General features: G+C 34.9%; 27 protein-coding genes and 1 pseudogene. 24 read left to right on the forward strand and 4 right to left on the reverse strand.

Annotated features, from left to right (window positions below):
- The first annotated feature begins 9 nt into the window (after positions 1-9).
- The 6 genes from J3U91_RS03440 (at position 10) to J3U91_RS03465 (ending at position 5835) form a co-directional block, all read left to right on the forward strand.
- On the forward strand, positions 10-960 hold the full coding sequence (locus J3U91_RS03440; RefSeq protein WP_002819911.1) for a glycosyltransferase family 2 protein: 951 nt from the start codon (positions 10-12) through the stop codon (positions 958-960).
- A 268-nt stretch (positions 961-1228) separates the two neighbouring features.
- A complete protein-coding gene (locus J3U91_RS03445) occupies positions 1229-1693 on the forward strand; it encodes a hypothetical protein (protein ID WP_002819910.1) in 465 nt (154 codons plus the stop codon).
- Positions 1694-1710: 17 nt separating this feature from the next.
- The gene (locus J3U91_RS03450) at positions 1711-2730 is read left to right on the forward strand and encodes a hypothetical protein (protein ID WP_226489975.1); all 1020 of its coding nucleotides are present in this window, start codon (positions 1711-1713) and stop codon (positions 2728-2730) included.
- Positions 2731-2861: 131 nt separating this feature from the next.
- Positions 2862-3572 (forward strand): hypothetical protein, encoded by a 711-nt coding sequence (locus J3U91_RS03455; RefSeq protein WP_226489976.1) that lies wholly within the window; start codon positions 2862-2864, stop codon positions 3570-3572.
- A 393-nt stretch (positions 3573-3965) separates the two neighbouring features.
- Positions 3966-4166: a hypothetical protein gene (locus tag J3U91_RS03460; RefSeq protein ID WP_002820015.1), complete on the forward strand. Its 201-nt coding sequence runs from the start codon at positions 3966-3968 to the stop codon at positions 4164-4166.
- A 721-nt stretch (positions 4167-4887) separates the two neighbouring features.
- Positions 4888-5835, forward strand: coding sequence for a quinone oxidoreductase family protein (locus J3U91_RS03465; RefSeq protein ID WP_002819263.1), 948 nt, complete (start codon positions 4888-4890; stop codon positions 5833-5835).
- A gap of 204 nt (positions 5836-6039) precedes the next feature.
- Here the strand turns inward: J3U91_RS03465 and J3U91_RS03470 are convergent, their stop codons facing one another.
- On the reverse strand, positions 6040-6615 hold the full coding sequence (locus J3U91_RS03470) for a hypothetical protein (protein ID WP_002819261.1): 576 nt from the start codon (positions 6613-6615) through the stop codon (positions 6040-6042).
- Between the two features lie 213 nt (positions 6616-6828).
- The gene (locus J3U91_RS03475; RefSeq protein ID WP_002819260.1) at positions 6829-7062 is read right to left on the reverse strand and encodes a hypothetical protein; all 234 of its coding nucleotides are present in this window, start codon (positions 7060-7062) and stop codon (positions 6829-6831) included.
- Positions 7063-7263: 201 nt separating this feature from the next.
- On the opposite strand from J3U91_RS03475, the gene J3U91_RS03480 reads away from it, so the two are divergent.
- The 6 genes from J3U91_RS03480 (at position 7264) to J3U91_RS03505 (ending at position 11044) form a co-directional block, all read left to right on the forward strand.
- The gene (locus J3U91_RS03480) at positions 7264-8424 is read left to right on the forward strand and encodes a cation:proton antiporter (RefSeq protein WP_002820359.1); all 1161 of its coding nucleotides are present in this window, start codon (positions 7264-7266) and stop codon (positions 8422-8424) included.
- A 469-nt stretch (positions 8425-8893) separates the two neighbouring features.
- Positions 8894-9157, forward strand: coding sequence for a GlsB/YeaQ/YmgE family stress response membrane protein (locus J3U91_RS03485; RefSeq protein ID WP_002819257.1), 264 nt, complete (start codon positions 8894-8896; stop codon positions 9155-9157).
- Positions 9158-9472: 315 nt separating this feature from the next.
- A complete protein-coding gene (locus J3U91_RS03490; protein WP_002819253.1) occupies positions 9473-9688 on the forward strand; it encodes an AAA family ATPase in 216 nt (71 codons plus the stop codon).
- A gap of 27 nt (positions 9689-9715) precedes the next feature.
- Positions 9716-9988 carry a hypothetical protein gene (locus tag J3U91_RS03495; protein WP_226489977.1) on the forward strand — a complete coding sequence of 91 codons (273 nt, stop codon included), beginning with the start codon at positions 9716-9718 and terminating at the stop codon, positions 9986-9988.
- Positions 9989-10037: 49 nt separating this feature from the next.
- Positions 10038-10376, forward strand: coding sequence for an ASCH domain-containing protein (locus J3U91_RS03500; RefSeq protein WP_002819250.1), 339 nt, complete (start codon positions 10038-10040; stop codon positions 10374-10376).
- A 308-nt stretch (positions 10377-10684) separates the two neighbouring features.
- Complete coding sequence (locus J3U91_RS03505) at positions 10685-11044, forward strand: hypothetical protein (RefSeq protein ID WP_002819249.1); 360 nt, start codon at positions 10685-10687, stop codon at positions 11042-11044.
- 530 nt (positions 11045-11574) lie between these two features.
- On the opposite strand, the gene J3U91_RS03510 is transcribed toward J3U91_RS03505, so the two are convergent.
- Positions 11575-11904: a DUF3892 domain-containing protein gene (locus J3U91_RS03510; protein WP_002819247.1), complete on the reverse strand. Its 330-nt coding sequence runs from the start codon at positions 11902-11904 to the stop codon at positions 11575-11577.
- A 133-nt stretch (positions 11905-12037) separates the two neighbouring features.
- Between J3U91_RS03510 and J3U91_RS03515 the strand changes: the two genes are divergently transcribed.
- The 9 genes and pseudogenes from J3U91_RS03515 (at position 12038) to treC (ending at position 20479) form a co-directional block, all read left to right on the forward strand.
- Complete coding sequence (locus J3U91_RS03515) at positions 12038-12325, forward strand: GNAT family N-acetyltransferase (RefSeq protein WP_372726486.1); 288 nt, start codon at positions 12038-12040, stop codon at positions 12323-12325.
- A 33-nt stretch (positions 12326-12358) separates the two neighbouring features.
- A complete protein-coding gene (locus J3U91_RS03520; protein ID WP_002819244.1) occupies positions 12359-12517 on the forward strand; it encodes a GNAT family N-acetyltransferase in 159 nt (52 codons plus the stop codon).
- Between the two features lie 114 nt (positions 12518-12631).
- Positions 12632-13078 carry a GNAT family N-acetyltransferase gene (locus J3U91_RS03525; RefSeq protein WP_002819243.1) on the forward strand — a complete coding sequence of 149 codons (447 nt, stop codon included), beginning with the start codon at positions 12632-12634 and terminating at the stop codon, positions 13076-13078.
- 259 nt (positions 13079-13337) lie between these two features.
- A complete protein-coding gene (locus J3U91_RS03530) occupies positions 13338-13949 on the forward strand; it encodes a MarR family winged helix-turn-helix transcriptional regulator (protein ID WP_002819242.1) in 612 nt (203 codons plus the stop codon).
- A 136-nt stretch (positions 13950-14085) separates the two neighbouring features.
- Positions 14086-15884 (forward strand): annotated as a pseudogene (locus J3U91_RS03535) (ABC transporter ATP-binding protein).
- A 19-nt stretch (positions 15885-15903) separates the two neighbouring features.
- Positions 15904-16554, forward strand: coding sequence for a GDSL-type esterase/lipase family protein (locus tag J3U91_RS03540; protein ID WP_002819236.1), 651 nt, complete (start codon positions 15904-15906; stop codon positions 16552-16554).
- A 239-nt stretch (positions 16555-16793) separates the two neighbouring features.
- Entirely contained in the window at positions 16794-17282 is a 489-nt protein-coding gene (locus tag J3U91_RS03545) for a PTS sugar transporter subunit IIA (RefSeq protein ID WP_002819234.1), read from the forward strand.
- Between the two features lie 20 nt (positions 17283-17302).
- Positions 17303-18814: a PTS transporter subunit EIIC gene (locus tag J3U91_RS03550; RefSeq protein ID WP_002819233.1), complete on the forward strand. Its 1512-nt coding sequence runs from the start codon at positions 17303-17305 to the stop codon at positions 18812-18814.
- Positions 18815-18832: 18 nt separating this feature from the next.
- Entirely contained in the window at positions 18833-20479 is a 1647-nt protein-coding gene (gene treC, locus J3U91_RS03555; protein ID WP_002819232.1) for an alpha,alpha-phosphotrehalase, read from the forward strand.
- Between the two features lie 34 nt (positions 20480-20513).
- On the opposite strand, the gene treR is transcribed toward treC, so the two are convergent.
- Positions 20514-21236 (reverse strand): trehalose operon repressor, encoded by a 723-nt coding sequence (gene treR / locus J3U91_RS03560; protein WP_002819231.1) that lies wholly within the window; start codon positions 21234-21236, stop codon positions 20514-20516.
- Positions 21237-21518: 282 nt separating this feature from the next.
- Between treR and J3U91_RS03565 the strand changes: the two genes are divergently transcribed.
- From J3U91_RS03565 to lepB, 3 genes are all read left to right on the forward strand, one after another.
- Positions 21519-22046 (forward strand): hypothetical protein, encoded by a 528-nt coding sequence (locus J3U91_RS03565; RefSeq protein ID WP_002819230.1) that lies wholly within the window; start codon positions 21519-21521, stop codon positions 22044-22046.
- A 477-nt stretch (positions 22047-22523) separates the two neighbouring features.
- Positions 22524-23696: an iron-containing alcohol dehydrogenase gene (locus tag J3U91_RS03570; RefSeq protein ID WP_002819228.1), complete on the forward strand. Its 1173-nt coding sequence runs from the start codon at positions 22524-22526 to the stop codon at positions 23694-23696.
- A gap of 1102 nt (positions 23697-24798) precedes the next feature.
- Positions 24799-25416 (forward strand): signal peptidase I, encoded by a 618-nt coding sequence (gene lepB, locus J3U91_RS03575; protein WP_002819226.1) that lies wholly within the window; start codon positions 24799-24801, stop codon positions 25414-25416.
- Positions 25417-25585 lie beyond the last annotated feature (169 nt).

Genomic DNA, 25585 nt, shown 5'->3' on the forward strand with positions numbered 1-25585 from the left:
AAGGACTTAATGAATAATAAGATGATTGGTAAGAAAAAGTTAATTATTATCGTTCCCGTTCACAATGAACAAGAAACGATACCAATTTTCGTTGAAGCAATTTCCAAAATTGATTTGCTGATTAAACCTGAAATTGTTTTCGTCGATGATGGTTCTACGGATGAAAGTTTGAAAGTAATTAAAAAGGAAAAAGCAACTTATAGCGGTATCCATTACCTTTCATTTTCTAGAAATTTTGGGAAAGAGGGAGGATTATTAGCTGGTTTAAGGTCCGCTGTGGATTATGACTATGTGGCCGTTATGGACGTTGACTTGCAGGATCCTCCAGAATTATTGCCACAAATGCTTTCTAAACTTCAAGATCGGAATATCGACATGGTTGTGGCTAGAAGGTCCAACCGGAGGGATGAGCCTTTAATTCGTTCCTTCTTCTCTAGCGAATTTTATTCTTTAATGAATAAACTGAGTCAAACAAAATTGGTAGCCGGAGAACGCGACTTTCGTTTGATGAAGCAAAATGTTGTTAAAGCAATTGTGTCGTTATCAGAAAATCAGCGTTTTTCTAAGGGGATTTTCTCTTGGGTAGGTTTTAAAAAAGAGTACATTTCTTACGAAAATAGGGATCGTAGTGCTGGGAAAAGTTCGTGGTCGTTTATAGACTTATTTAAATATGCTATTGACGGAATTGTAAGTTTTTCAACTTTTCCTTTAACTGTAATTACTTTTTTGGGTATTATCTGTTTTTTCTTGTCTTTGATAGCAGCGACAGTCGTCTTAGTAAGATTTTTTATGGGTATTCCCAGCGCTTTCGGTTGGGCATCCACAATAATAATTGTTTTATTTTTTAGTGGCGTTCAGTTATTGAGCTTAGGGGTATTAGGAAGATATATAGCTTCAACATATTTAGAATCAAAGAAACGTCCAAATTATATCGTTAGAGAGTCCGATTTGAAGCAATAGCATGAAGAGATAAATTTTTTTATTTTCCGAGCACTGCTTTTATTTTTTGTATATAACCATGAAATATATCAGGAAACCCATTGATATACTAAGTGGATCGTTTATGTTTATGTCTATAAAAATAAATCAAGTAATTAATCAATAAACTAAAATCTCTAGATAATAACTGAATATTTTTTTATTCATTTATGGATTAAACAACTACAATTAAAAAGGCTCACATCTGTGAAGGGATAGTGAACTAATTTAATTTTTTTGGAGAAAATTGATGGAAAAAAATAAAAAGCCGTTTTATAAAAAATGGTGGTTTTGGGTTATTGTGGTGATACTCTTTTTTATTGGCCTTGGTTCACACCAGCAAGATAATTCTGCAGAAAAATCCAATAATAGCTCTTCAAGCGTGAAGGCTGTGAAATCCGCATCCACTTCGAGTAAAGCAGCAGTTTCTAAATCTTCTAGTTTAAAAACAGAATGGACAGAAGACGACTATAACGCTTTGGCTACTGGCGACATAGCCAGCTATGGACAAGGTGGAACAAGCTACAACGTTGTTGTGGCTAAATTTGGTAAACCTTCTTCAACGAGTGAAAGCACCATCAGTGGCGTTAAAGACGTTGTTTGTGATTGGACCAATGTTAAAGGTGGTTTGGGATCTAACATCGCACTTACTTTTACAAGCAAAGATGGAATCGATGCAAATCTATTGCTCATATCAAAATCTAAAGCGAATTAATTTTATTGGAGAGAAAAATGATTTTTTTAGGCATTTTATCATTATTGATGTTTTTTGTTGGAATAATTTATCTAATAGCTTATCCAATTTATAAGTTATTTGAAAAAAGCAAAATAAACCGTATTTATATTTTGATTGCATTGGGAATTACAATTATTGGTGCTGCTATATTTATAAAAACTTCATTTGTTTACAACAAGGAAACTGAAGCAAGCACTTCAAAGCAAAGCAAAAAAATTAATCATAAAGCAACAAAGATAACATTAAAAGTTAACGGCAAGCAAACAGACTATACAGATCGCGAACTGACTGCTAACGATATTAGGCAAGCAACCATCACCGGCACTATAAAAGGTGATACTAAAGTTCACTTCTTAGAAGACCAGGGTGGTGATCAAGAATTCAATGTTGAAGCCAATTCGGATGGTACTTTTTCTAAGACTATAACTTTGCCTTCTAGTAAAGCGGAGATTTCATACTGGATAGATTCTGAAAAACAGAACAAAAGTCAGAATTCTGAAGACAGTACACTTCTTAAAGTGACGATAAAATCAGCCGATTATGCTGCAGAAGCTAGTTCTATTTCTGCATCGAGCATGTCAGCTGCTTCTGCCTCTTCTGCAGCGGCAGCCTCTTCATCTACTGAAGCCGCTTCATCAAAGGCCGCAGCCGCTGCTTCGTCCATTGCTGATTATCGATCCGATATAACTTATGATTCATTGGCCAGAAACCCTGATCAATACAAAGGACAAAAAGTGGTTTATACCGGAGAAGTTGTTCAGGTATTGGAAGGTGATGACGAAACCGATTTGCGGGTTGCGATCAATGGTGACTATGATGATATAGTCTATGTCGCCTTTGATCCTTCGATTATGAACGGATCACATATCTTGGAGAATGATAAGATCCAATTTTATGGCAAATCAAAGGGTGATTACACTTATAAAGCAACTTCTGGTACAAAAATAACGGTTCCGTTGGTTATTGCCAAAAAGATTAATGACCAAGGGACTGCTCCTGATGATTATGGTGAATGATAAAGATATCAATATTTAAATTATTAAAACTATCACGATAAAGAGCCAGTTTTCTTTTACTTCGAAGCATTTTATAATTGATGTTTTGCTTATAAACAAAGAATCTATATTATGTTATTTGATTATATTATTTGGAATTAAAGCAAAGTAGGATTTTTTTATCTTTAATATTTGTTTTCAATTTCAAAATTATTTATAGAGTTAAAAGTTATAGAGATGAAGGGATTATGATATATTTTTTGTTGCTTTTTGCATTGTTGGGTTTTGTTTTTTTACCCGTGGGAATTATTTGGCTAATTGTAGCCTTTATTAGAAAGACGAAGAAAAAATTACCATCGATAATTTTAATTTTGGGTATTTTGTTAATTGGTATTGGCGTAGCTACTACGGAATATAACGATAGAGTTAATACTATCCAAATATATAGTACGAAGATTAATAAAGTTTACATTGCTAAAAATATAGTTCAAAAAGATGATTGGTTAATTGAAGGATCAACTAAAGCACCTAATGGAGCTAAAATTGCCGTAGCTAATTTAAATGATGATTCTTCTGCTGGTGAAATCACAAAATCACCAATCGCAACTACAGCAGAAGTTAAGTGGCCAAAGGTTGAAAATGGAAAGTTTAGAGCATACATTGATATTTCTGAGGCTATGGGACCAAACGAACACGAGGCTGGACAATCGGTTTCTTTGCACATTGTCGCTTTAACAAATTACAATAAAAAGATTACTAGTACCATTCCTAATAAAATGGTGTCTACAATTGAAAACGACAGCTCAGCAGAAAAATTTTCTTTGACAGCCAAGCAAGCAAACTATTTAAATAGTTTGAGATAATTAATTTATTGATAAAAACATAACTGTTTCATATTTGAGGCGGTTTTTCTTTTACTTTAAAATAACTCTAACAATAGCTCTACTAATCGTACTGATTGTTAAGGGATGGGTTACTTTATTCTAATTATCCTCACTTGTTATCGAATTAAAAAAGGGCAAATATTCAAGCAACGAAAAACTTATCATCTTTTTTAATTTTTTTATTTTAATTGCGTATAAATAGATGAGGGCATAAAAACTCTCAATCAATCTTTAAAACTTCCCTCTAAATTAAAACCGCTAAGTTAAATGCTTGGCGGTCTTTTTTTATTTATGCAATAAGGCAGTTTATATTTTAAAATAAATATAATTAAATCAGGTTATTTTGATTAATTCACTGAATTGGAGAATAATATGACGTCACGTTTGAAGCTTCCTCCTAATCAAAAGTTTTTGGTTGGGGTTAATGAAGCAGCCGGTTTGTTAAATAGAAATTCTGATTACTTTAATGAAAATATTCGATACACAAGGGAATTTTTGGATATGAATATCGAAAAACAGGGTGGCCAATTCTCAACAGAGTTATTGGCTCAATATGCTAGAGAAATGAAATAAAATAAGGGACCAAAAAATATATTAATAAAGATAGTTGGCTTTTGTTTGTATAAATTAAAACCACTAAGTTTTGTGCATATTTTTTTATATGTCTACTAAAACCAAGTAAAAAATTAACATTATCAATCAAGAATCACCTTATTATGTGCCCGATAAAACTGTGACGTACATCAATACGATTTTTATTAATAGATAAAGGGATATCTTGCCGAAAAATTTTGCACACTTTTTTGCACATAATGCTGTAAACGCCTATATAACGACAAATTAAATGGTCATCGCCCGCATTTTAGCTCTATATCGACAAAGGTGATATAGAGCTTTTTTTGCTTAAATGCCTTTGTATGGTGTTTGTAGCTATGATTAATGATCGCTAATCTTTTATTATTTTCTATAAAAACTTTAAAAACTTTGTTTAATCACAATATCCTTGTTACTTTAATTTCATTTTTTTAAAGACGAGAGTATTTTTTTGATAATACATAATCCGGCAAACATTAGCCTTTCGTGTCATTAAACTTTTCTAACGGGAATATCAATACGTAGGAATGTGAATAGTTTAGAACGATATTGTCTTCCTTTGGAATTCTCAAGGTGCTTTCATGTGATGAACTTTGTTTTTTTATTAAAAGAAATACAATTCATAATGTATTATTATTGTCTTTGCGTTGTCGGTATCAATAATTGTAGTTAACATTTTAAAAAAGGAGACATTTTCATAATGAAAGCAGCTGTATTAAAGAACTATGGGACCCTCCCTGAATACCAAGAGTTTCCAGAACCTAAACCGAAAAATTATGATGAACTACTAGTAACTCCAATTGCTTCTTCTGTTAAACGGCTCGATGTTATCAGGGCTGCAGGAAAACATTATACTAAGTTTTCTGAATTGCCGGCCGTGATGGGCATGGATGGAGTAGCTAAACTGGATAACAATTCTCGTGTATATGCGATGGGAATTACTGGAATGATGGCAGAAAAAGCTTTGATTGATCAGCGAACAATGACTGTTTTACCTGATGGATTAGACGCCGGATTAGCGGCTGCGTTGCCTAATGCTTTGATCGGATCCGATTTGGCTTTGTTGGAAAGAGGAAAAATAAAAACCGGAGATGTAGTTTTTATTAATGGTGCTACTGGTCTCACTGGATCATTAGCCATCCAAATGGCAAAACTGCGTGGCGCAAAACGAGTGATCGTTACCGGTCGCGATCCAATTAAATTGCAGCACTTAAAGGATCTGGGAGCAGATTTAACAATCACGACTAACCAACCGGATAATAGTTTTGTCAAAGAATTAATTAATGCATATAACCAATCACCCTTTAATCTGATTTTAGATTATTTGTGGGGGCATCCAGCAGAATTAATCATAGAGGCTTTACGTCGTATTAGATTTCTTAATTCTCTTAAATATATTTCAATCGGCAGTTTGGCTGGCGAAGGAATATCTGTTCCTTCACAGCTGTTACGCAGCAAGGATTTAGAATTGATCGGTTCTGGAATTGGTAGTCTTGATCCGAATGCTGTTCAGGTTTATATGCAAAAACATTTAACTGAAATATTCGATTATGCAAATCAGGGAAAACTGAGTATGGAGTTGAAGAGTTTCCCACTGGATAAGATTTCCTCTGCTTGGATATCTGCGCCTGCCGTTATCACTATTTAGACAAGTTTTTAAAAAAGTAAATACATTGTGAATTTGGTTTGCCTGTTTGAAGCTTGATATGCTTTGTTCATCGTGAACTTGAAGCCATACCGAACCGGCTTATGAACAGTAACTGATTCATATTCTAAAATCCAATCTTTGACCATGAAACCGATAAATGGTTATGTTAACAAAATAATTGATGAGAGTGCCCTGCAATTTGATTTAGTCGGCTGTGCTTCTATAGATTAAATTTTTATTTTTTTGCAAAGCTTCTTTAATAAGTGGATTTTTCCTTTTTAAAAACTCGGTGTATAGAAAAGATGTTGTTCCACTCAATAGCCAAATATACCAATTCTTTTGTTGACTGAATGTTGAGTAAACCAACAATTCTCCTTTGATTTCGGAAAAAATTTCTTTAAAGATAGAACTTGCAGTCAACGACTCAAACAAAGCCGAACATCCAACTCCTACTAAAATGATAATTATCCAACCTAAAAGATAAGGGTATCCTTTCCGAATGTATACAACAGGGCGGTCATGTTTGTCCAACTCTGTTGTTTCTTTAAATTCGACTTTTGAAACTTGAAAAATTGCGATAAATATCGATACTATGAATAAAAAGAGTAAAACAATGAAATTTTTAAGGTTCCAAATCATGGTGACGATAAACATGATCACTGAGTAAATGGGAATAACGACACTTGTAAACCTAGTAAGTTTTTCAAATTTAAGGGATTTACTGGTTACACGAAAAATTGCCCAAAATAAAACCAATATGAATAAAGCATTCAATTTCACTTTTCACTCTCCTGAAACTATTAATTATTAAAATTTAACTTACCACCGATGGAAACTTGTTACAATTTATTTTGAGATATAAAAACCGTATTTTAACCATAATGATACCTATTAAAAACCCGATATATCAAGCTTTTTATACTGCTTTACCGATTTTAATTGTTTGAGACAGCTTTTCCTGCTGGTAAAAAATAAAAACAAGCACTAGTTCGTTTAAACATTAAGGCCCTTGGAGAGATCTGAGCCTTTATTTGTCAAGCGAATATAAGTTGGATGAGTCTGAGCCGATTTAACTTCAATTAAGCCAAGGTTGATCAAGATTCGACAATCATTGTGGAAAGTAGATGTCATTGGCAGCTTGCTATACCAAAGACGTCCGGTTACGTCGGAATTATTGCAGATAAACTCAAACATTTTTAATGAGGAAGCAGCTAGTTCTTTTTTCACAAGTCTATTCTACCAAAGGAGCGATTAAAGAATTTTAAGATCATAACGTCTCGGGGCTCATTACTAGCAAAAAACAGATTTCTCAAAATTGGATGAAAAATATCTTCATTTGTATTGTGCACAAAAAATATTGAAGAAGCACAATAACGATAATGATTTTTGGACATCGAACGGTAATTGTTTTTCACTATAATTAGTACATTGAATAATTTAATTTCTATATCTTTAATTCTTATATTTACAACTTTAATTGGGAATTTCTTTAAGAGAATCGGTCTGCCGATTGTTGTTGGAGAGCTCTGCGTGGGGGTGGCATTGGGTCCTGGCATCTTGGGCTGGATTGAGCCAAACCAGTTTATTAAAACTTTCTCCGAGTTTGGTGTTGTTCTGTTGATGTTTTTAGCTGGACTTGGAAGTGATCTTAAGGGATTGAAAAAGTTTTTTAAACCAAGTATTACAATTGCATTTTCCGGTACGATTTTTCCTTTAATAATGACTTATTTTGTGGCTAGAGCATTTCGCTTCAATTTTTCTCAAGCTGCTTTTCTTGGCGTTATCTTTTCCACAACTTCGGTATCGATAACAGTTGAGATTCTAAGAGAAATGAATCTTTTAGCGAGCAACGAAGGGATCACAATCTTAGGTTCCTCAGTGGCCGATGATATTATTTCAGTCTTTGTGCTGAGTTTACTGATTAGTTTTACCGGAAGCCAATCAAATGAAAATGCAATGAATATAGTTTATAAGATTTTGGGTTTAGTTGCTTATTTTGTTTTTGCATTTGTCGTTATTCATTGGCTTATTAATTACATTATGTTTTATACAAAAAAATTGTTTTCTCCTATGTCTGAGACAGTTGTTTCTATCGTTCTTTGTTTTTCGATGGCTAGTTTAAGTGAACTATGTGGGTTGAGTGATGTAATTGGTGCTTTCTTTGCAGGCTTGGCGATAAGCACTACCGATTCCAAGAGCGAAATCGTTAAAAACATTAATCCGATTGGTTATGCGGTCTTTATTCCTTTTTTCTTTGTAAGCATCGGCTTAAATGTCAGTTTCGAAGGATTTACAAATGATTTTTTGTTGATTTTATCCTTAACCGTAATTGGTATTTTAAGCAAAATCATTGGCGCTGGATTTGCTTCAAAGTTTTGCGGATTTGACTATCCACACTCCTATCTAATCGGTTCGGGAATGGTTGCCAGGGGTGAAATGGCCTTAATTGTCGCTCAGATTGGTTTTTCTGCCAATTTGTTAACCGCTGGTAGATACACAGCTGTGATCATGGCAATTATTTTAGTTACCTTGTCTGCTCCCTTTTTAGTTAAGCATGCGGCCGGAAGGCTAACTAAACAGGCCAGTTAGCCTTTTTAAAAAAATAAAATTGTTCAATTTAAACAAAGCTGATAATGAATTGTTGATGCTTAAATATAAGGTCGGTTTTGATATTGAGAAGAAAATCGAATTATTAAACTGGCGACGACTATTTCACAGAAGAAGAATATATTAATTTCAAAGTTATTTTGATACAAAAACAAGTACTGTTAAGTAAATATAACGGTATTCCGCCATTGCAGAATATGAATAATGGATATTTTAATCATTTTGTAGATACTTTTGTTTATTGAGAATCTTCTAAAATTTATCATTTGATATTGATTTACCTTATTTATAAAAATCGGCAAAATAATTATTATTTATTAGTTGCATTGCCGGCAATTGTCGTTTGTAGATATAAGCTTCGGGTCTGCCGAAGATTAAATGTTCTATTAAGTCTACACTTAAGGTAGTTAATTGGCATTTAGCAATTGGCCGTTTTATAAGGAGGATTGTGATGCATTTACTGTGGACATTAATTGTAGGCGCCATTATTGGCGCAATAGCTGGTGCTTTAACCAGCAAAGGGCAGGCAATGGGTTGGATAGCCAATATTGTCGCCGGCTTAGTTGGTTCTTGGGTTGGGGAGTCATTACTCGGTACTTGGGGACCGACTCTTGCCGGAATTGCCATTATTCCATCATTGATTGGTGCAGTGATCGTTGTTGCGATTGTTGCTTGGTTAATGATGAGGATGAATGTCGATAAACAAACTAATTAATAAACATTTAATAATAAAATAAAGAACTTTTGATGCTTGGAAGTATTACCAAGCGTTTTTTTGTTCCGAGTTTCATGAATCCTAACGGAATATCGATAAATATCTGCATATCAGCGTCATTTGTTTGGCTTTTGATTAAATTGATTTTGTTGAATATTCAAATTTCGTTTCAAAAAGCAGGGAATCAAATATAATAATTATGGATACCGATGTTTGGTATCCAGATACCGTTTACATTAATAAAATAGTAATTTGTTCCAGCACCCTTAATTAGATTTGGGGGTGTTTTTTTATTGGACTGTTAATATAAAATATATGAAAAACAAACGCTTGATTTTCATTGGCGGCCCGATGGGTGTTGGCAAAACAACTCTTGGACAATATTTGGTTGAACATAAATTAGACAATGCCGTTTTTTTAGATGGCGATTGGTGTTGGTACATGAATCCTTGGAATTTTAATGACGAAAATAAGAAAATGGTCGTTAAAAACATTCAGTATCTCTTGAATTCTTTTATTGCGAACAGCTAATTGGAAAATATCGTCTTTGTTTGGGTCATGCATCAACAAAAAATCATCGATGAAATTTTAAGAGGGCTTAAGGGCGATTACGATTTTTATTCTTTTTCTCTGAGGCCATCGGTTTCTGAACTAAGAAAAAGATTTATCAAGGATATCAGGTCTGGTATCAGAGAAGAAAAGGATCTTAGCGAAGCTGTTGCCAGAATTCCAATGTATAAATCCGTGCATTCTTTTAAAATCAATGTAACAGGTACGGAGTACCCGGAAAATGCCCAAAAAATTCTTAAAGTTATTAATCAGGCTAAATGAATTTTCTGATTAATTGTTTTCCGTTTTGAATAAGGAGTTTATTTTAATTATGATAATGGGTCTTAATCATTCACAGTTTTTGTTAATGCAGCAGGGGGACAAATCGGTTGAAATCCGTCTTAATGATCGAAAACGTTCCTTTTTAAAAGAGGGATCACTGATTACCTTTATAGATTTAAAGACTGATAAAAAAATTGAGGTAATTGTTAAAAAAATATATAAATTTAAAACTTTTTGTGAATTGTATAAGTCTTTTACCTCTACCGAAGTTGGAAGTGCCACTAATGATTCTTTAGAAAAAATGGTTAATGATACTTACAAAATATATTCGCCGGCACAAGAAAGGAATTTTGGCGTTCTCGCAATTAGAATTCGGTTAATTCATTAATTTAATAAGGATTTTTTTAGTATCGCAATTATTATAAAAGTAGGGATAATTCAAGCAAGCTATTTATACCAAAACTTTTCTTATCGAAAAATTGATTTTCTGATAATAGCCGAACATTAATGAATATTTTTTGGAAAAAAGTTCATAATTAAGGATAAATTGGCTTATAAAAAGATTAATTTTCGAATATTATTCGCATATTTTTAAGACTTGCTTAAATCAATGAAACTGAAATTGTAAAGTTAAACAACGAAATTACATTTATTAATACAGGAATTATTTATTTAGTAGATTAAGGAAGAAATGAAATGACTGTATTAACAGAATTGGCTGGACAATTAATTGATTTACAAAATGAAGCCGGTATCAGTAGACAAATTTTGACTTATCAAGAAGTAGACAAGTTTAATCGGGAACACGGTTTGAAGCAGTTGGCTGACGAAGTTAAAGCTATGTGGGAAGAAATGTCGGATAAAGATAGAGAAAATAACAGTATTACGATTGTACCGGATTTTCTTCAAAGAAAATCGAAGGCACTTGAATTGTTGGACCAAGGCTTAAGCTATCGGACTGTTTCCTACATACTTAAAGTAAATTCTTCAAAGGTGTTTAGATGGAATTTGGAACATAAACAAGTTATCTCAGAAGAAAAGGGAGTACTGAATTAGGCAAAGAGTAACCGAATTGTAGAAGCAGAGCCAATATCTCCATCTCTGCCTTCATAGGTGAAGAGAAGGCCTAACTGAGGATTTATAAAAAATTGAGATATCTTTCATATTTTTTAAAAACAAAAAAGATGGAAATCTTGAGTTCAACTATTCCACCTTGAAGGATAATTCATTATATTCAATTCTTGCTTATTCAATTCTTTTGAAATTAAGTTTTACATCTGAATAAAAATCAGTGAAGTTTTCATCTGTGATTTGAAAGAAACATAACCCGTTTGACAAAGTATTTTTGCAAACTTTTGTCGAACCGATAAATTTTTGTTGAACATCTGCCGGAGTTATTAAACGAAGCGATGTTTCATTATTTGGAATATGATAGTGAAAACTGATATTTGGTTCTATGAACACTTTTATCCAATCCTTTAACTTTATTCACCAATTCACATTGGCTGAATCAATTTTATTATTCAAAACTCAATTAAGTTCATACATTGTTGTATTCGTTAACTATAATTAAGATTCTGAGGTATTTAAAAACGAATCAAATTTAGAAGATTATCTTCTTTTTTATCATTCGCTTTGGTTATGATATAGCCGCCATTAGGATTATCCAGGTCAACGACTTCAATTTCAGCTTCGCGACCACATTTATCTGTATAGAAAAAATGATTTCCTTGCCCAATTTCCATGAATAAGTCTAAAACTTTAAGTACATTTTTTTCTTTTAGCGACCAAACCTGCATCGGCCATTTCAATTTGACCGCAATAATTCTTTTCCCATCTTTAGAAAACTTAACTGCTATAATTCTGTGTCTCATTCTGCTCTCTTTTTGGAAATTATAAAACAAAGAATTAATCACCAAATTTGTCCTGTCAGGAAATTTGACATGCTTATTATATATAGAAATGAATATCTATACGGCGGTCTACATGATGTGATTATTTTGTTTTTCTATATGTTTCTTGTTTATACTAAACAGCAAAGGCTATTCGGTGACGATATTGAAAAACAAGCAAATTAATTTGTCTCCTTTAACAATTCAAGAAGCAAAAAATAAGTTTGAATTTTTTAAAAATCCTAAACTGTTCATTTACACAAAAAGACAGGCTTTTCAAAATATTCAGGATGCGGAAAATTTTATTAACAGGCATAGACAAATGCCTAACTTTTTTGGGATTTATCTAAATCAGAAACAGAAATTGATTGGTAATTGTCAGCTGAGTATTGATAAAAATCAGCAAAAAGGAGAAATTGCCTATTCAATTGATGAGCCTTATTGAGGAAAAGGAATTGCCACTGAAGCAGCTGAATGTTTGCTTAAATTAGGTTTTTCATCTTATTCTCTTAATAAAATTTCTGCTTCTTTCGTACCGAATAATATTGGTTCAAAGAAGGTACTTAAAAAAATTGGTATGCATTATGTTAGTACTACTGAAAGAGCTTTCGACAAAAAGGAATTGCTTTTGATCTAGATAATTTTGAGATAACAAAGGCAGCATATTCTCCGAAAGAGAAGATAAGTAATTTATAATCGGATTAATCGCCATTAAAATTCAAACATATATTATTAGAGAAAGTTAACTAGGGTGGAGCAATTTAAATTTTTTAAATTTGGAACAGAAGATCAAGAATATTATCGTGAAAATCTTATTTTAAGAAACGAAGTCTTAAGGAAAACGATTGGAAAAAATATTTTTGATGACGATCTCGAAATTGAAAAAAATAATCTTTTTTATGGGATCACCATACATAAACACTTGATCGCAACTTTTAGTCTTTTCGATGAGGAATTATTAACTGCTCATTTGGTAGCTTTCGCGGTCAAAAAAGATTTTCAAAAACAAGGCCTAGGATCTCGACTTTTAAAGTACGCAATAGATGATTTAAGAAATCGTGGTTATAAGCAAATTAAAACCAACGCGAGAACCAGTGCTCACGGTTTTTATCTTAAAAATGGTTTTAAAGACCTTGGTCCGCGCTATCATAATTCTAGACTGGGTATTGATGATTACTCGATGGTATATGTTTTGTAGCCACTTTTATTCTTAAAATTTTTTGATCGAGTTTTCAAATCCGATTAACCGGAATTAGATTCAGGTCAGAAAAGAAAGATTTTATTGCTCTTATTCTAATAATCTGGAACTGGAATAAGAGTTTTTTTGCTTAATTAAATAGTGCAAGTACTTTTCTATAGTTAGTTAGTTAATATTGACAAAACTAACTAATAAATATAGAATTTATTTTGTTAGAAAATATAAAACTAACTAATTAGATAAATTGTGAGGCGGAAAAATGAATAATAAGGAGATTTTTGAAGAACTGGCAACATTGGCACGCCAACCCGCCATTTGGTTTGCAGCCCGGAGCTTTTATGGTCATGGTGGCAACCAGCGACCAGACAACAGTCGACGTTTACTAAGAGTTTTAGCGGAAACGGATAATAATTTAACTGCCGGAGCGATCGCTGATATTTTAGCAATACGACCGGCTTCGGTGACGCAAATTATTAAAAAACTAGAGAACGACGAGTATATTCAGCGTGTTAGAGATGAGAGCGATGCACGGGTGGTTCGTGTGAAAATAACTTCCAAGGGTCGTAAACAATTGGAGTTGTTAGAAGATAAACAAAGTGATTTCCAGACAGAATTATTTGATGTTTTTGATGACGATGAGCGCCAACGCTTCGGCGAAAGTTTGCGTAAATTAAACGAGCACGTAATGTCGGATGAGTATCTGGACAATATGCGCAGCAAAATGGATAAACACATGCGCTTTGGTTTCGATCATTTTGTGAATGTTAGCAATGCACGAAAATTTCATGAAAATCAGACTGGATATCTTAAAAAAATGCGGCAGCATCAACAACAAAGACCTTTTAACGATGAAGATAATGAGGGTATTTAATTAAAGAAGTAATACCAACAAAAAACATGACTATTCCATTGAATATAAATGAAATAGTTCTGTCGGATTCGATCAATTTTAGCAATGACAAGAGTTTGTCTTAACTATTTTCGGTCAGAGCAAAGGAGAAAAACTAATGTCAGAAAGAACGCTTAGCATGCGTACGACATCCACTAGCCGCAAAAGTAAGAAAGCGCTAAAAGCAAAGATTTCGGGCCTTTGGAAAATTATTAAAATAGCGCATCCACAATTCAAATGGATGATACCGGGGCTATTGTTCTCAGTTATTGGCGTGGTCTTCAATTTAATGACGCCAAAATATTCGGGAAAATTAATTAATTCCTTTAGCGGCCAAAGCTTAAAAAATATTCATCTTGATAGCACGACCATAGCGCTTGTTTTGGCCCTGTTTATTGGCGGCGCCATTGTATCGGCCATTGGTAATTTTTTGACCGGTGTGGCAGGAGAACAACTGGTGCGTAATTTACGCGAAATCGTTTGGGATAAATTGGTTATTTTCAAAATGCCGTATTTTGATAGTGTAAAATCCGGAGAAACAACTTCCCGTTTAACAAGTGATACTTCGCAGGTGAAAACATTAGTTGCTAATACATTGCCAAACTTTTTGACAAGTATGATTTCAATGGTTGGTGCGGTTATTTTGATGTTCACAACTGATTGGCACATGGCAATTTGGATATTTATTGCTGTACCGGTTACAGCTCTATTAGTAGCGCCGGTCATGGTTTTGGGTTCAAAAGTAGGCCGTGGTACTCAGGATGCAATGGCTGATTTTACAGGTGGATCACAAGAAACTCTTGCCGAAATGCGTTTGGTGAAATCTTCCGGCGCTGAACAGCATGTTTTAAAACGCGGTGTTGATCAAATTCAAAATTTGTTTAAATTCGGGCGGCGCGAAGCTATTGTTGATGGTGTAATGGGACCGATCATGACAATGGTAATGATGGGTTTGTTTGCTTTGATTTTAGTTGTTGGTTCTTTACGTGTTGCCAAGGGCGAGTCGTCTATGGGAACATTGTTTAGTTTCATTATGTATCTATTTCAGATTATGCCTGCTCTGGTAAGCGTGGGTACCTTTGGTTCGACCTTTGCCAAGACACAAGGTGCGACACATCGCTTGATTGACTTGTTGGATGAGCCGGTTGAAGAACTTAATAAAGGAAAAAGCGTTGATGTCGAGGGACTCACTCTAACAGCTGATCACGTTGATTTTGCCTATGAAAACGATCAACCGATTTTACACAATGTATCCTTTGAGGCAAAACCGAATACGATTGTGGCCTTTGCCGGTCCTTCAGATGGTGGCAAATCAACAATATTTCAATTACTTGAACGTTTTTATCAGCCTGATCAGGGAACTATTAATATTGGTAATCACAATATTGAAAATATTTCACTCAACTCATGGCGCTCGCAAATCGGCTTTGTATCACAGGATTCATCAATTATGGCTGGTACAATTCGCGATAATTTGACCTACGGATTAAAAAAAGAGTTTTCTGATGAAAGATTGTGGGAAGTTTTGCAATTAGCTTATGCAGATAAATTCGTTGACAACATGCCAAAAAATTGGATACACAAGTCGGCGAACGGGGAGTAAAAGTCTCCGGCGGCCAACGTCAACGTTTGGCAATTGCTCGTGCTTTTTTGCGGAATCCTAAGATTTTGATGTTGTATGAAGCAACAGCAAGTTTGGATTCCGAATCGGAGGCAATGGTGCAACGTGCCCTTGAACAATTGATGAAAAATCGAACAACCTTGGTTATCGCACACCGCTTGTCAACAATCGTCGACGCCGACAAGATTTACTTTATCGAACACGGTGAAGTGACTGGTTCTGGTACTCACCAAGAATTGTTAAAAAGTCATGAGCTATATGCTGAGTATGTTTCTGAACAATTTGTTACCAAATAATTTAAAAGAGGTAATTGAAATGAAAAAAGAAACACAGAAACTAACAAAATTAGATCCCCGAATTACAGAATTCCAAGATTCTCTTCGAAAGAAATATGCCGAAAATAACAAAAAAGCAAAAAAAGGACAGATTGATTTTGTTGGTTCGTCATTAATGGAATTTTTTCCCATTGAGAAAATGCAAAAGGATCATGATCTCGGTTTGAACAAAATAATTTACAATCGTGGTGTTCGTGCCACAACGACAGCGGATTTGCTTCAACACACCGACACACTTATCTTTGATTTGGTACCCAGTAAAATTTTTATCAACATTGGATCAAATGACGTCGGGTTTAATGTACCAGAAAAAATTTTTTTGGAAAACTACGACAACATCTTAAAACGAATAAAAGAAAAACTGCCAGACAGCAAAGTATTTGTGATGGCTTATTATCCGATGTCAGGCACTGGCACTGATTTTGATGACAGAAGCAACAGCGATCTGCAAAAAGCAAATGAAAAAGTTCGTCAATTAGCTGAGGAAAATGGCTATCAGTTTATCAATGTTAATGAAGGACTAGCTGATAGCGAAGGCCATTTACGTTCCGACTTAACTTTTGACGGAGTACACATGCTGCCAGCCGGCTTTGAGATCGTGCTTAAGAATTTAATGCCTTATTTAACATAATTTAGAAAGAGTCAGAATCAATTATTTCTTTCCCCGAGAATTCGTGAAAAATTTGAATTTGAAACTACTGAAAATCATCTCTTAATTGAGATGTTTTTTTATTGAAAAAATCTCAAAAATAAAAACATTGCTGAAAGCTTTTTTTGAAAACGCTTTATGTAAACACTTGCAAAAAGTTCAATGATTGATTATGATTAAGGAGTAAGGCAAAGTTGTACGTACAAGTGAAGGAGGTAACGATGCTGGGTTTCGGAAAAAAGAAAAAAGTATTAGTTGATGATCAAAAATTGTATGTTCCCGTAAACGGAAAGGTTGTCAATTTATCGACTGTTTCTGACCCTGTTTTTGCTCAGAAGATGATGGGCGAAGGCTTTGCTGTCGAACCGGAAGACAAGCTAGTTGTAGCACCTGTCTCTGGTGAGGTCACCGTCCTTCAACCACATGCTGTTGGATTTAAAAGAGCCGACGGCTTGGAAGTTTTGCTTCATATGGGTATCGATACGGTCAGCATGAATGGGGAACCCTTCAAACTTTTTGTCAAAGTAGGCGATATTGTTTCCGGTGGCGATAAAGTCGCCGAAGTTGACTGGTCGGAAATCAAGAAAGCTGGTTTTCCTTTAACAACAATGGTTTTGATTACTAATTCCAAGGACTTGCTTGACGATTTTTCTGTCGATTACGGAGTTTCCGATCACGGAGAGTCTATTGGTTGGGCTAAAAGTAAGTAATTTTTATTTGAGAGGTTATTATGGCAAAGCAAGATTATAAAAAATTGGCTGCCGATATCATCGATGGTGTTGGCGGAGCGGATAATGTTGACAAAGTTATTCATTGTATTACTCGATTAAGATTTTATTTAAAAGATGAAAAGAAAGCCGATACAGAAAAAATTTCCAGTTTGCCTGGGGTAGCAGGGGCCGTTTACAATGTGGCGCTTGGCCAGTATCAAATTGTTATCGGCCCTGCTGTCACGGATGTCTATGATCAGGTGGTAGCCCAATTGGGTACATCAGTTGTCGATGAAAATGCGACTAATCAAGCAGTGGCCGAGACGCAGGCTTCAGCAGGAAAAAAGCGGCCAACTAATCCTTGGGGCTGGATTGTCTACGGCTTTCAATTATTGATTGGAACGATCACAGGCTCAATGATTCCGATCATTGGATTGTTGGCAGCTTCCGGTATTTTAAAAGGTTTTTTGACCCTTTTTACATTTAACTTAGGTTGGATTGATGTTAAATCAACAACTTATATCTTGATTAACGCGATGGGCGATTCGACCTTTTATTTCCTGCCGATTCTAGTCGGATACACGGCTGCTAAGCAGTTGAAATCCGATCCGATTACTGTCGCTGCCATCGGTGGTGTACTCGTACATCCAACCGTAATTGCGATTGCAGCGGCCTCGACAAAGGGAATAAATAGTTTATTTGGAATTCCTTTAAATGCAACCTTCTTTGGTTTGCCGATTCACATTCCGAATTATTCTTACACAATTTTTCCAATTATTTTCGCGGCTTGGCTGGCACGCCCGGTCGGAAATTGGTTGAAGAAAGTTTTGCCGCTTAGTTTACGCTCGATTTTCCAACCTTTATTCACACTGTTTATTGTTACAACAGTTGTTGTAGCTATAGTCGGCCCGGTTATTTCTCTTATTTCGGCTGGTTTGGCTGCTGTGATTAACTTTCTGGTTACTTCTAACGAAGCAATTGCTGGATTGGTTATCGGAGCTTTCTATCAGTGCTTGGTTATCTTCGGTCTGCATTGGATGGTTATTCCACTTATTTCCAACGATATTGCCTCGACGGGACATTCTGTTTTAAACGGATTAGTTAATTTCACAATGATTGCGCAAGGAGCCGGAGCTTTGGGCGTTTGGGCAAAATCAAAGAAAGAAGATCTTAAAAACCTGGCCTTTGCCGGTGCATTATCTGGTTTTGCCGGAGTAACAGAACCAGCAATGTATGGTATTAATTTGAAATACGGGCGTGTCTTTTGGATGGCAAGTATTGGCAGTGCTGTTGGTGCCTTTACTGCTGGATTAATGAAAATAAATATGTATGGGTTCACGGGATCCTGGATTGGTTTTCCTTCCTTCTTCTCAAAGACAAACCCGAATAATATTTGGATTTTCGTAATTGCAAGTATTGTAACGACGGTTGTTTCGTTCCTAGCTGTTTACTTCTGGGGATTCAAGGATAACGACGTTGACATGGTAAGAAACGTCGAGAGAAAGAATGTCTTTAAGGAGGCAGTTAACTAATTTATGAAGGACGGAACTATGTCTGACTTTGCAAATAAAGTTGTCTATCAAGTTTACCCAAAATCGTTCAAAGACAGCAACAATGATGGTATTGGCGATTTGAAGGGAATTATTGAAAATTTACCGTATTTAGCCAAATTAGGAATTGACTATTTGTGGCTGAATCCGATTTTTCCTTCCCCTCAACGCGATAATGGATACGATATTAGTGATTATCGTGCGATTGATCCGATTTTTGGCACAATGAATGATTTTAAGGAACTTGTTTCCAAAGCGGCTGAGCATAATATTAGCATTATGATGGACATGGTATTTAACCATACTTCGATAACTCATCAATGGTTTCAAAAAGCTTTGGCCGGGGACAAAAAATATCAGGCTTATTATATTCTTAGACCCAAAAAAGCTGACGGTTCCGCTCCAAATAACTGGCAGTCCAAATTTGGCGGCAGCGCCTGGGCATCGTTTGGGGATACTGACTTGGATTATCTGCATTTATATGATATTTCCCAAGCGGATTTGAATTGGCGGAACCCGGAAGTTGTTTCGGAAGTAAATCATGTGTTGAAATTTTGGCTTGATAAAGGCGTGAAAGCTTTTCGTTTCGATGTAATCAACGTAATTGGCAAGGATCAGCAATTATTAGACGATCCGACTGGCGGGGACGGTAAAACTATGTATACGGATAAACCAATCGTCCATGATTACTTGCAAAATATGTATCGAGACGTTTTTGCTAAAGAAAATAATATTATGACGGTCGGCGAACTAAGCTCAACTAGCGTTGAAAACGCAGTTGAATACACGGCACCGGATCGTCACGAACTGTCGATGGCATTTACTTTCCATCATTTAAAAGTCGACTATCAAAATGGCGATAAATGGACCAAAATACCTTATGATTTTCAAAAATTGCGACAGGTTCTGCATCAATGGGGAAAGGGCTTATCGGATGGTAACGGCTGGCCTGCTTGGTTTTGGAACAATCATGATCAACCACGTGCGATTAACCGCTTCGTTTCCAACCCGAAATATTACCGTTTGGGAGCGGAAATGTTGGCTGCCGTTGTTCATTTGAATCGGGGCACTCCATATATATACATGGGTGAGGAAATCGGTATGATAAACCCGGATTTCAAATCTATCGATAGTTATGTCGATGTCGAATCCCATAATGCTTATAAAGAATTATTGAAAAAAGGGACCTCAGCTAGTGAAGCTTTCCAAATCGTTAAAAGCAAGTCACGTGATAATTCTAGAATACCAATGCAATGGAATTCAGAAAAATATGCTGGTTTCTCACGACACAAGCCGTGGTTGGCTAATGGAAATTATAAAGATATCAATGTTGCTAAGGATCTGTCTGACCCGAATGGATTGTTTAGTTTCTACCAACAACTTATTTTATTGAGAAAACAAGAAAAAGTTATTGCTAAAGGGGATTATCAACCTTTCTTTCCAGACATTCCCGAAATAATTGCTTTTAAACGACAATTTCAGGAAGATTCATTACTTGTAATCAACCATTTTGGTGAAGAAAAAATTACTTTATCACTGCCGTTAGAGTCTCTTGGCGGGAAAATTATATTGTCGAATTATTCGAATAAAAGGATTGCTAGGCAGTTAACTCTTAAGCCATACGAGACACTTGCAATTAAATATTAAAATAAAACCCGATCTTTTAAGAGCGGGTTTTTCGTTATTTTTTTTGGCGTCGGGAGAATTCATTAAATTGAAATTTATCAGGTCGGTGTCTACTGATCGTATGTTGAAAATATGTTGTGTCGGCTAAATGGACACGACTTTCGACTTGGATTAAACGGTTCTCCCGTTCGGGAAGATCGGGCATTAACAAGCGATCCTGCTTGCTGATTAATTCTGCTGTCACTGATTTTTCAGCATATGAAATAGTAAGCTTCTCTGTGTTTTCTAAATATTCATAGATTGAACCAGCAGCAATTTCAGCTGTTAAATTATGCACCACGCTCCGATCGAAATAATCTTCGTCAATGACACTGGCCAAACCGTTAATATAACGGACGCGAATGAGGTGATATAGTTTGGTTTTGGCCGGAAAACCAGTCGTTTGTCGGTTCATAGCCGTTGATTGAAGTCTCTTAAGCAACACAACTTTTGTATTTGCATCCAACCTTTGAACCTGTTTTAATTCTTGGAAACTTGTTAAACCAGAAATTGGAAAGTTGACTAAACTATGTTGCAAAACCTGTGATCCGCGGCCATGCTGCTTTTGAATAAAACCGTCCTCTTCCAAATGTGATAAAGCTTTGCGGACGGTATCCCGAGAACAGGAAAATTGACTGGCTATTTTTGCTTCGCTCGGCAAAAAAGAATTGGCAGGGTACTTTTCCTGAATAATATCTGTTTTGAATTGTTGATAAATTTCAATATAGCGTGCTGTCATCAGACGTTTCGTATTTCATCAAGAACTATGATTGCTGCATCTCATTATACTTGAAAACGTTTTTCAAGCACACAATCTTAGGCCTGAATCTTGAAACCGAATTTTGAAGTTTTTGTTTTCAAGAATCATTTAATTTTAAATTTTCATGCAGAAATTTTGGCATAATGAGAATAAAGTTTTTAATTTAGATATAGTAAAAAGAGGCTAATTTTAACTAAAATAATTAAATTTATACTACAAAATTTTTCCAACGAGTTTTTAAGAGAAACATTATTTATACTTTTGATCATCATTTTATTCGTTGCTATTGCTTTTTCCTTCAATCGGCTGCCCGTGTTTAAAGGGAAACTGCTGGTTAAAAACGGCAAAATTTCAAAAAAAAATTTGAGTGATGATGGCAAAAGAGAAACTAACTATATAAGGGTTCTCTTGAAAAAGGAGAAGGGTGTACCAATTCTTTTTGATAGACTCTATTTAATCGTCGAACCAAAATCGGAAAATAATAAAGTTATTCCAAAAAATAAAATTGTTTTAAATATTAGAACGCTCCTTGTTGAGGGTGAAAGAATATCCAAGACGGCTAATAAAATGGTTTATGTTCCTTTTTCACTAGACGGTTTGGACGGATTTTTCGTAGACATTAGTTTTTCTACCGTTAAAAAATCTATTTCAGCAAAGTTCACCGGTTTGGATTATTCGAAAACAAATTTTGTTTTTGCCGCTCGTTTAGTCACGGGTGAAATAATTTATTCAAATAAATTCAAAATTAATATTTCCAAGCGTTCGTTATACACTCTGCCTGAAAATTAGCTGGTCAGTGAGATTTTAGATTTAAAATACTTTTTCAGGACATGTTGTCCAAGTCTTTTTTAAACATCCTCACAAGCTCCATTATGTCGCTTTCTCTTGTCAACTCGATTGAATCATACTTTTGCTGAAAATTAGAATTGAGGTTCATCAATGCAATTGCAAGTTCGATCGCACGATCTAGGTTTATATTTTTGTCCATTCAACACCCGTTCTCCTTTATTTTTGCTAATCATTCATTAAGAAAGCTATGAGGCTTTTCTCGTCAATAAGCTTTATTTGTTTTTGATCAAAGAACTCAGCAACTTTAATTTTAACCAAAATAAATTATTTTAATTAAAAAATAAAAATATTTAAATAAAAATATTCCAATAAATATTCATTCACGACCTTTGATTTAACCGAAAAGTTTCCTTGTGATATATTTATCATGAATAACACAAAATAGTATTATCCATCCCAGAAAGAAGGCTTAAAAATATGGTAGAGCGTGCATATGATTTTTTGATGCCCAGTGTTAATTTCTTTGGTCCGGGGGTCATTTCAAAAATTGGCGAACGTGCAAAAATGCTGGGAATGAAGAAACCGGTTATTGTAACTGATAAGTTTCTTGAGAATTTAAAAAATGGTGCTGTTGCTCAAACACTTGCTTCTTTAAAAAAATCCGGTGTCGATTATGTTGTTTATAACGAAGTCGAACCGAACCCAAAAATTCATAACATTAAAGAAGTCAAAACATTGTACGAGAAGGAGGACGCTGATTCAATTATTACGGTTGGTGGTGGATCAGCCCATGATACCGGAAAAGGTGCCGGCATCATTATGACGAATGGCGACGACATTACAAAATTGGCCGGCATCGAGACGCTGAAAAATCCGCTGCCTCCGTTGATTGCTGTTAACACGACAGCCGGGACTGGTTCGGAATTGACCCGGCATGCTGTTATCACTAATGAAGAGACGCACCTCAAATTCGTTGTTGTTTCCTGGAGAAATATTCCTCTTGTGTCGTTTAATGATCCGACATTGATGTTAGACATTCCAAAGGGACTAACAGCTGCAACTGGTATGGATGCTTTTGTTCAAGCAGTTGAACCTTATGTTTCGGTTGATCATAATCCGATTACTGATTCACAATGCATTCAGGCGATTAAATTAATTGAAAGCAGTTTACGTGAAGCTGTTGCTAACGGACACAATCTTCAAGCTCGTACCAAAATGGTCGAAGCCGAGATGTTGGCTGGAATGGCCTTTAATAATGCCAATCTCGGTTATGTACATGCAATGGCTCATCAGTTGGGTGGCCAGTATGATGCCCCACATGGTGTTTGCTGTGCGTTGCTTCTTCCTTATGCTGAAGAATACAATTTAATCGCCGATCCGGAACGTTTTGCCGAACTGGCACGGATTATGGGCGAAAATACTGATGGATTGTCAACCAGAGACGCCGCCGAATTATCAATTAAAGCAATGAAACAGCTATCTGAAGATGTTGGTATATCACACTCGATTAAAGATATCGGCGCAAAACCCGAAGACTTCGACTTAATGGCAGAAAATGCCTTAAAAGACGGCAATGCATTTTCCAATCCACGTAAAGGTACTAAAGAGGATATCGTTAAAATATTCCAAGAAGCTTACGATGCAAAATGAATAACTTGATTATTGGTCAAATATTAAAAACGAAATTCGTATACACATTGAGTATTTAAGTTAAAAAAACTCCCGATCCAAGTAATCGGGAGTTTTAATTAATTACAATCCAATAAGAGTATTAATATAACCACGATCTTTATCATCAATTGCAGTTATTTAAAATAGAGAATCACAAATTCAAACATCAAGTAATTTGAAATCGAAAGAAGTTGTAAGCAACATTGTTGTATTCGCTTACATTTATGTATTATAATAAACTTTGGCGTTGATAACAACGTCCTCGTATAAGTTCTTCTCTTAAAATTTAGTTTTCTCTAAAAAACAGTCATATTTGTGGCTGTTTTTTAATTCATAGTTATATCAAACGATTGATAATTGTTTAAGAACTTTTTTGTCCAGATCGCTTTTATGATTGATTTTATATTAAGCATTATTTTTTTGTATAATTATTAAGATTATTTTTTACCGATGAAAATTAAAGTACTAAAAAGAAGTTTTAAATATGGTTTTTTTATCACTACATTATTGACGATTCTGGATGCCACGAAGCACCTATTGTTTGATTATGAGGGAATCCACGATACCTATTCGCTGTTATTGAAAAACAATGCTGTGTGGGTCTTTATTATTTCGATTTTTTCCCTCTACTTGCTTCTTGTCCTCCTTGCGACTGTTGTAATTTATCTTTTTTTCAATTTCACGCATAAGCTGTTGTTCCGGAGATCTCGCTGATCGATTCCTTTTTTTTGGCAGCTTTTTTGTCAATAGGCCTTCCTAATTAATCGACTAGTATTTTTGAGTTAAAAAAATGCCCCAAAAAGTGGGTGGGCATAAACGTTTTTTGATGTAAACATAAAAAATTGAAAGTGTAAATTACTGTAAGCAACATCAATGGATGCGCTTACATCAATCCATTATAATAATTTAAATCAGATATTACAAATATCAATTACCAACAAAGAAGATTAAATTTTCCAATATAAAATCCGATTGAATCAACTCAAAAATAATATGATTTCTTTGGATATTCTTAAAATTTTTTTTTAATGATCAAGGTCTTGTAGTAGCCTATTTAGTTAGAAAGACTGGGCGGATTATTATGGGTAAAATTAAAAAAATATTTTCATGGATTTTTCCGATAACGATTGGGTTATTACTGGCATTTATAATTCATTCGTTTTTTTTGGTTCCGGTTAAAGTCGATGGCGATTCAATGTTGAATAACCTCCAAAACGGCCAGAGAGTTTGGGCTTTCAAGCTGGAAAAAATACATCGCGGCTCCGTAATTATTTTTAATGCTAAAAAAGAGGACCCCGGTATTAAAGCCAGAGAAAAATATTATGTCAAGCGTGTAATCGGTGTCCCGGGCGACAAAATTAAAGCTTCCAACGGAAATATCTATGTTAACGGCAAAAAAATATCTCAAACATATATTTCTCGTTATAACCGAACTACAGGAACCGGGAACTGGGATTTGTCATATCTGTCATCGGGCAAATCGGCTTTTGTTTCCGGAAAATCTCATTGGATTGATGGAAAAGCTGTTAAAGTTCCAAAGGGCAATTATTTTGTTTTGGGGGACAATCGTTCAGTTTCTGAAGATAGTAGATATTTTGGTTTTGTCAAAAAGTCGCACGTTCTTGGCGTTGCGAAGATTTTTCCTTGGGATAAAAGTCATAAGGCAGTCAATGATGCCTGGAAAAATTTTTTTAATTAGCAAATAGTTGTTTAATCTGGGTTCTGACCGTTTCCTAGGAAAATATTTTTTTCTTTCGAAATACGCAAGCAACCACTCCGTGAAATCAAATAGTAATTTTTATTTAATCTTTTTTCTGTATACTTGTATAAAATTAACAATTTCATACTGTTTTTCATTTTCCTTCAAA

The organism is Oenococcus oeni (assembly GCF_020510245.1).
Lineage (GTDB): Bacteria > Bacillota > Bacilli > Lactobacillales > Lactobacillaceae > Oenococcus > Oenococcus oeni.